The sequence below is a fragment of the Luteimonas sp. 8-5 genome (assembly GCF_029763755.1).
Classification (GTDB): domain Bacteria; phylum Pseudomonadota; class Gammaproteobacteria; order Xanthomonadales; family Xanthomonadaceae; genus Cognatiluteimonas.
On sequence record NZ_JARUVM010000124.1, the window covers coordinates 1 to 6223 of the forward strand.

Genomic DNA, 6223 nt, shown 5'->3' on the forward strand with positions numbered 1-6223 from the left:
CCGGCCTGCGTCCGGGCGACGTGGTGCTGCGCGTCGGCCGCGCCGCCGTCGGCACCCCGGCCCAGCTCGACAGCGCCTTGCGCGACGTGAAGCCCGGCTCCACGGTGATGCTGCTGCTCAACCGCCGCGGCAACGTCCAGTTCGTCGCGGTGACCGTGGACGAACCGGCGAAGGCCACCAACTGAGCGGTCGCTGATCGACGCATGCGATAATCCCGCGTTTGGCCCGGAACCCCGGGCGATCCCCCGGCTCCGGACCAAATGCGGAACATTCGCAACTTCTCCATCATCGCCCACGTCGACCACGGCAAGTCGACCCTGGCCGACCGCATCATCCAGCTCTGCGGCGGCCTGACCGCGCGCGAGATGGAAGCGCAGGTGCTCGACAACAACCCGATCGAGCGCGAGCGCGGCATCACCATCAAGGCCCAGTCGGTCTCGCTGCCGTACACCGCGCGCGACGGCCAGACCTACCACCTCAACTTCATCGACACCCCCGGCCACGTCGACTTCAGCTACGAGGTCAGCCGCTCGCTGGCCGCCTGCGAGGGCGCGCTGCTGGTGGTCGATGCCGCCCAGGGCGTGGAAGCCCAGTCCGTAGCCAACTGCTACACCGCGGTGGAGCAGGGGCTGGAAGTGGTGCCGGTGCTGAACAAGATCGACCTGCCCACCGCCGACATCGAGCGGGTCAAGGCCGAGATCGAGGCGGTGATCGGCATCGACGCCAGCGAGGCGGTCGCGGTCAGCGCCAAGACCGGCCTCAACGTGGAAGAGGTGCTCGAGGCGATCGTGCAGCGCATCCCGCCGCCGCAGCCGCGCGACACCGACAAGCTGCAGGCGCTGATCATCGACTCCTGGTTCGACAACTACCTGGGCGTGGTCTCGCTGGTGCGCGTGATGCAGGGCGAGATCCGCAAGGGCGACAAGCTGCTGGTGATGTCCACCGGCCGCGCCCACGAGGTCGAGAACGTCGGCGTGTTCACCCCCAAGCGCAAGGTGATGGACAAGCTCGCCGCCGGCGAGGTGGGCTGGGTCACCGCCAGCATCAAGGACGTGCACGGCGCGCCGGTGGGCGACACGCTGACCATGGCGAAGGATCCCGCGCCGAAGCCGCTGCCGGGCTTCCAGGAAATGCAGCCGCGCGTGTTCGCCGGCCTGTTCCCGGTCGACGCCGAGGACTACCCGGACCTGCGCGAGGCGCTGGAGAAGCTGCGCCTCAACGACGCCGCGCTGCGCTTCGAGCCGGAAAGCTCCGAGGCCATGGGCTTCGGTTTCCGCTGCGGCTTCCTGGGCATGCTGCACATGGAGATCGTGCAGGAGCGCCTGGAGCGCGAGTACGACCTCAACCTGATCACCACCGCGCCTACCGTCGTCTATGAAATCCTGAAGACCGACGGCACCGTGATGCCGCTCGACAACCCCGCCAAGCTGCCCCAGGCCAACCTGGTCGAGGAAGTGCGCGAGCCGATCATCCGCGCCAACATCCTCACGCCGCCCGACTACGTGGGCAACGTGATCACCCTGTGCGAGGAGAAGCGCGGCAGCCAGGTCGGCATCAACTACATGGGCAGCCAGGTCCAGGTCAGCTACGAGCTGCCGATGGCCGAGGTGGTGCTGGACTTCTTCGACCGGCTCAAGTCGGTGTCGCGCGGCTACGCCTCGCTCGACTACCACTTCGTGCGCTTCCAGGCCGGGCCGTTCGTGCGCGTGGACACCCTGATCAACGGCGACCGCGTCGACGCGCTGTCGCTGATCACCCACCGCGCGCACGCCGACCGCCGCGGCCGCGAACTGACCGAGCGGATGAAGGAGCTGATCCCGCGGCAGATGTTCGACGTCGCCATCCAGGCCGCGATCGGCTCGCAGATCATCGCCCGCACCACGGTCAAGGCGCTGCGCAAGAACGTGCTCGCCAAGTGCTACGGTGGCGACGCCAGCCGCAAGAAGAAGCTGCTGGAGAAGCAGAAGGAAGGCAAGAAGCGGATGAAGCAGGTCGGCCGCGTCGAGATCCCGCAGGAAGCCTTCCTCGCCGTGCTGCAAGTGGACAACAAATAGGAATCGCAATGGTCTGGTTCGAAATCGCGCTGGTGGTGCTGACCCTGTTCACCGGCCTGGTCTGGCTGGTGGACAAGTTGTGGCTGCGCAAGCGCCGCGAGGAACGCGCCGGGCTGCTCGAAGTGCACGAGCCGATGGTCATCGACTATTCGCGCGCGTTCTTCCCGGTGCTGGCCGCGGTGCTGTGCCTGCGCAGCTTCGTCGCCGAGCCGTTCCGCATTCCGTCCAGCTCGATGATGCCCACCTTGCTGGTCGGCGACTTCATCCTGGTCAACAAGTTCGCCTACGGCCTGCGCCTGCCGATCAACAACCACAAGTTCCTGTCGATCGGCGAGCCCGAGCGCGGCGACGTGGTCGTGTTCCATCCGCCGCAGTACCCCGACCAGGACTGGATCAAGCGCGTGGTCGGCCTTCCCGGCGACACCGTGGCGTATCGCAACGACACCGTGTACCTGAACGGCCAGCCGTTGTCCTACGAGCCGCAGGGCACCTACGTGGGCAAGGGCAGGGGCAGCGAGGCCACCGGCTCGCGCCTGTTGCTGGAACAGCTGCCCGGCCGCCCGCACCAGGTGCTGGAACGTGACGACCAGCCCTATTTCATGCAGGGCGAGGGCGAATGGACGGTGCCGGCGGGCTACTATTTCGTCATGGGCGACAATCGCGATAATAGCGAGGACAGCCGCTTCTGGCCGGAAGGCATGCACTTCCTGCCCGAGGCCAACCTGCGCGGCAAGGCGTTCCTGGTCTGGATGCACTGGGACGGCAGCGCGGGCGGCGTCGACTTCGGCAGGCTCGGCAGGAAGATTCCATGAAGAGGGGAAACGCATGAAACGCACGCAAGGCGGCATGACCCTGATCGGTTTCGTCATCGTCCTGGGCGTCATCGGCTTTTTCGCCTACATCAGCATGAAGCTCGTGCCGATGTATTCGGAGTACTACGCGGTCAAGCAGGCGCTCAAGGGCCTGCAGCAGGAGCCGGGCATCGGCAACCGCGACCCGGCCAGGATCCAGGACCTGTTCTTCCGCCGCCTGTACATCAGCTACGCGGAGAACGTGAAGCCGGAGAACGTCTCGCTCGAGCGCATCGACGGCGGCTGGGAAATGAGCGTGGACTACGAGGTCCGCAAGCCGCTGATGGGCAACCTCGACGTGGTCGGCATGTTCCAGGCTTCCGAGCGCCTGACCAACCAGTCGCGCGAGTGAACCGGGGCAATGCCGGCGATGCGTTCGGCGGGCACCGGTTCGCCGATCCGGACCTGCTGAGACAGGCCCTGACCCATCGCAGCGCGGGCAGCCCGCACAACGAACGCCTGGAATTCCTCGGCGACTCGCTGCTCAACCTGATCGTCGCCGAGCAGCTCTACCTGCGCTGGCCGCGCGCCGACGAAGGCGCGATGACCCGGGTCCGCGCCGAACTCGTGCGCGAATCGACCCTGGCCCGGATCGCGCGCGAACTCGAAGTCGGCGACGTGCTCACGCTCGGCCCGGGCGAGCTCAAGTCCGGCGGCCATCGCCGCGACTCGATCCTGGCCGACGCGCTCGAGGCGGTGATCGCCGCCTGTTACCTCGACTCCGGTTTCCAGGCCTGCCGCGCGCTGGTGATGGGCTGGTACGAACCGCTGCTCGACGCGCTGCCGCCGCTGCACCAGGTCGGCAAGGACGCCAAGACCCGGTTGCAGGAGTGGCTGCAGGCGCGCCAGCTGCCCCGCCCGAGCTACGAGCTGCTCGCCGAGACCGGCGACGAACACGACAAGACCTTCCTGGTCTCGTGCACCCTGGAACAACCCGCAATGGCCGCCGAAGGCAGCGGCAGCTCGCGCCGCGCCGCCGAACAGCGCGCCGCCGAATCCATCCTCGAGCAACTCGCATGAGCACGCACCACGCCGGCCACGTCGCCGTCATCGGCCGCCCCAATGTCGGCAAGTCGACCCTGGTCAACGCCCTGGTCGGGGCCAAGGTCAGCATCGTCTCCAACCGTCCGCAGACCACGCGCCACCGCCTGCTCGGGATCGCCACCTTCGAGCGCGGCCAGTTGCTGCTGGTCGACACCCCCGGCATCCACCGCGAGCAGGGCAAGTCCTCGGCCTCGGCCATGCACCGCTGGATGAACCGCGCCGCGCGCGGTGCGCTGGAGGGCGTGGATGCCGCGGTGCTGGTCGTGGAGGCGGGCCGCTGGGACGAGGAGGACGCGCTGGCCTACGACGCCCTGCGCGAAGCGAAGGTGCCGGTGGTGCTCGCGGTCAACCAGGTCGACCGGTTCAAGGACAAGGCGGCGCTGCTGCCGTTCCTGGCCGAGGTCACCGAAGGGCGCGAGTTCGCCGCCGTGCATCCAGTCTCCGCGCTCAAGCGCCAGGGACTGGATGCGCTGGTCGACACGCTGCTGCCGTTGCTGCCCGAACAGCCGCCGCTGTACGGCGAGGACGAGATCACCGACAAGAGCCAGCGCTTCCTCGCCGGCGAACTGGTGCGCGAACAGCTCATGCGCCAGCTCGGCGCCGAGTTGCCGTACGCGACCACGGTGGAGATCGAGAGCTTCACCGAGGAACCTGCGCGCCACGGCGTCCTGTTGCGCATCGGCGCCGTGATCTGGGTCGAGCGCGAAGGCCAGAAGGGCATCGTCATCGGCAAGGGCGGCGCCCGCCTGCGCGAGATCGGCAGCCGCGCCCGCGAAAGCATGGAACGCCTGTTCGGCGCCAAGGTCTTCCTGGAAACCTTCGTCCGCGTCCGCGCCGGCTGGTCCGACGACGAAGCCGCCCTGCGCACGTTGGGTTACCACGACTGACCGTAGGAGCGGCGGAAGCCGCGATGCGAATCACCAACGAACCCGTCTTCATCCTCCACACCCGCCCCTGGCGCGAAACCAGCCTGCTGGTCGAAGCCCTGAGCGCGAACCATGGCCGCATGGGCCTGCTCGCCCGCGGCGTGCAGGGGCCGAAGAAGCAGCTGCTGCGCGCCGCCCTGCAGCCGCTGCAGTTCGCGCGCATCGACGCGGTGCAGCGCGGCGAGCTCGCGCAGCTGCGCAGCGCGGAGGCGCTGGATGCTGCCCCGCATCCGGGCGGCGAAGCGACGCTTGCGGCGTTCTACGTCAACGAGCTGGTGCTGCGCCTGGCCGCGCGTGGCGACCCGCAACCGGACCTGTTCGATGCCTACGCCCGCATGCGCGCGCGCCTGGGCGCGGCCGAGCCATTGGCCTGGAACCTGCGCCGCTTCGAGCGCGACCTGCTCGACGCGATCGGCTTCGGCATGGACTTCAGCCACGACGGCGACGGCGCGCCGATCGATCCGGCCGCGCGCTATCGCCTGGATCCCGAGCATGGACCGCGCCGCCTGCTCAGCGACCGCGGCCACGGCGACCGCAGCGACGCGGCCACCGGCCGCGCGCTGCTCTCCTTGGCTGCCGACGCCCAGGCGCCCGACGCCGATGATCTCGCCGGACTGCGCCGCGCCCTGCGTCCCGTGCTGCTCCACCATCTGGGCGGACGCCCGCTGAAATCATGGGACTTGATCGGCGACCTGTCCCGCGTCAGCCACGCCGCAACCAGGCCGCGATCGCCTGGTTGAACGTGTCCAGGGCCTTGCCCGAGCCGGGAACGCGCTGCAACGCACGTACTGCCGCATCCAGGTGCTGCGCGCCCACCAGCGCGCACGACGCGCGCATCCGGTGCAGCACGTTTTCCATGTCTCTGCGACGACCCGCCTTCGACGCCAGGTTCACTGCTGCCTGTTGCGCCGGCAATTCGTCGCGGAACAGCCGCCGCAGCGCCGCGACGTTCCATCCAGGATCCACGCCGGCCTCGGCGACCGCCGACCGCGACTGCAACGCAGCTTCGACCGCCGCGCGCAACACCTTGGCCGCCACCGGTTTGGCCAGCACGCGCTCGTAACCTGCCGCGAGCAACGCATCGATCTCCGCGCGTTCGCGCGATGCGGTGTGCGCGATCGCCGGCGTCCACGGCGCCACCGGACGCAGTCGCGCCAGCAGGCCGGCACCGTCCGCGTCGGGCAGGTGCGCGTCGACCAGCCAGAGCGCGTGGGTGCCGCGACCGCCGCCCGACACCGCCCGCATCGCCTCGCCGGCACTGGCCACGGCATCCACCGTCGCCGGCAACGCCTCGAGCACGGCCGCCAGGTAGGCCTGGGTGACCGGGTCGTCCTCCACCAGCAGGATG

8 protein-coding genes are annotated in these 6223 nt (G+C 68.9%); 7 read left to right on the forward strand and 1 reads right to left on the reverse strand.

Annotated features, from left to right (window positions below; translation table 11 throughout):
• The 7 genes from QAA18_RS11430 to recO form a co-directional block, all read left to right on the forward strand.
• A partial coding sequence (locus QAA18_RS11430; protein ID WP_279413094.1) for a PDZ domain-containing protein occupies window positions 1-185 on the forward strand: 185 nt, incomplete at its 5' end.
• A gap of 75 nt (window positions 186-260) precedes the next feature.
• Window positions 261-2054, forward strand: coding sequence for a translation elongation factor 4 (gene lepA / locus QAA18_RS11435; protein WP_279413096.1), 1794 nt, complete (start codon window positions 261-263; stop codon window positions 2052-2054).
• Window positions 2055-2062: 8 nt separating this feature from the next.
• The gene (gene lepB / locus QAA18_RS11440; protein WP_279413097.1) at window positions 2063-2866 is read left to right on the forward strand and encodes a signal peptidase I; all 804 of its coding nucleotides are present in this window, start codon (window positions 2063-2065) and stop codon (window positions 2864-2866) included.
• A 13-nt stretch (window positions 2867-2879) separates the two neighbouring features.
• A complete protein-coding gene (locus tag QAA18_RS11445; protein WP_279413098.1) occupies window positions 2880-3257 on the forward strand; it encodes a DUF4845 domain-containing protein in 378 nt (125 codons plus the stop codon).
• The gene (rnc, locus tag QAA18_RS11450; protein WP_279413099.1) at window positions 3254-3925 is read left to right on the forward strand and encodes a ribonuclease III; all 672 of its coding nucleotides are present in this window, start codon (window positions 3254-3256) and stop codon (window positions 3923-3925) included. The genes QAA18_RS11445 and rnc overlap by 4 nt, the downstream gene beginning before the upstream one ends.
• Window positions 3922-4836: a GTPase Era gene (gene era, locus QAA18_RS11455; protein ID WP_279413100.1), complete on the forward strand. Its 915-nt coding sequence runs from the start codon at window positions 3922-3924 to the stop codon at window positions 4834-4836. The genes rnc and era overlap by 4 nt, the downstream gene beginning before the upstream one ends.
• Before the next feature lie 23 nt (window positions 4837-4859).
• Window positions 4860-5615 carry a DNA repair protein RecO gene (gene recO / locus QAA18_RS11460; RefSeq protein WP_279413101.1) on the forward strand — a complete coding sequence of 252 codons (756 nt, stop codon included), beginning with the start codon at window positions 4860-4862 and terminating at the stop codon, window positions 5613-5615.
• On the opposite strand, the gene QAA18_RS11465 is transcribed toward recO, so the two are convergent.
• The coding region (locus tag QAA18_RS11465) for a hybrid sensor histidine kinase/response regulator (protein ID WP_279413102.1) at window positions 5578-6223 on the reverse strand (646 nt) is incomplete at its 5' end. The genes recO and QAA18_RS11465 overlap by 38 nt on opposite strands.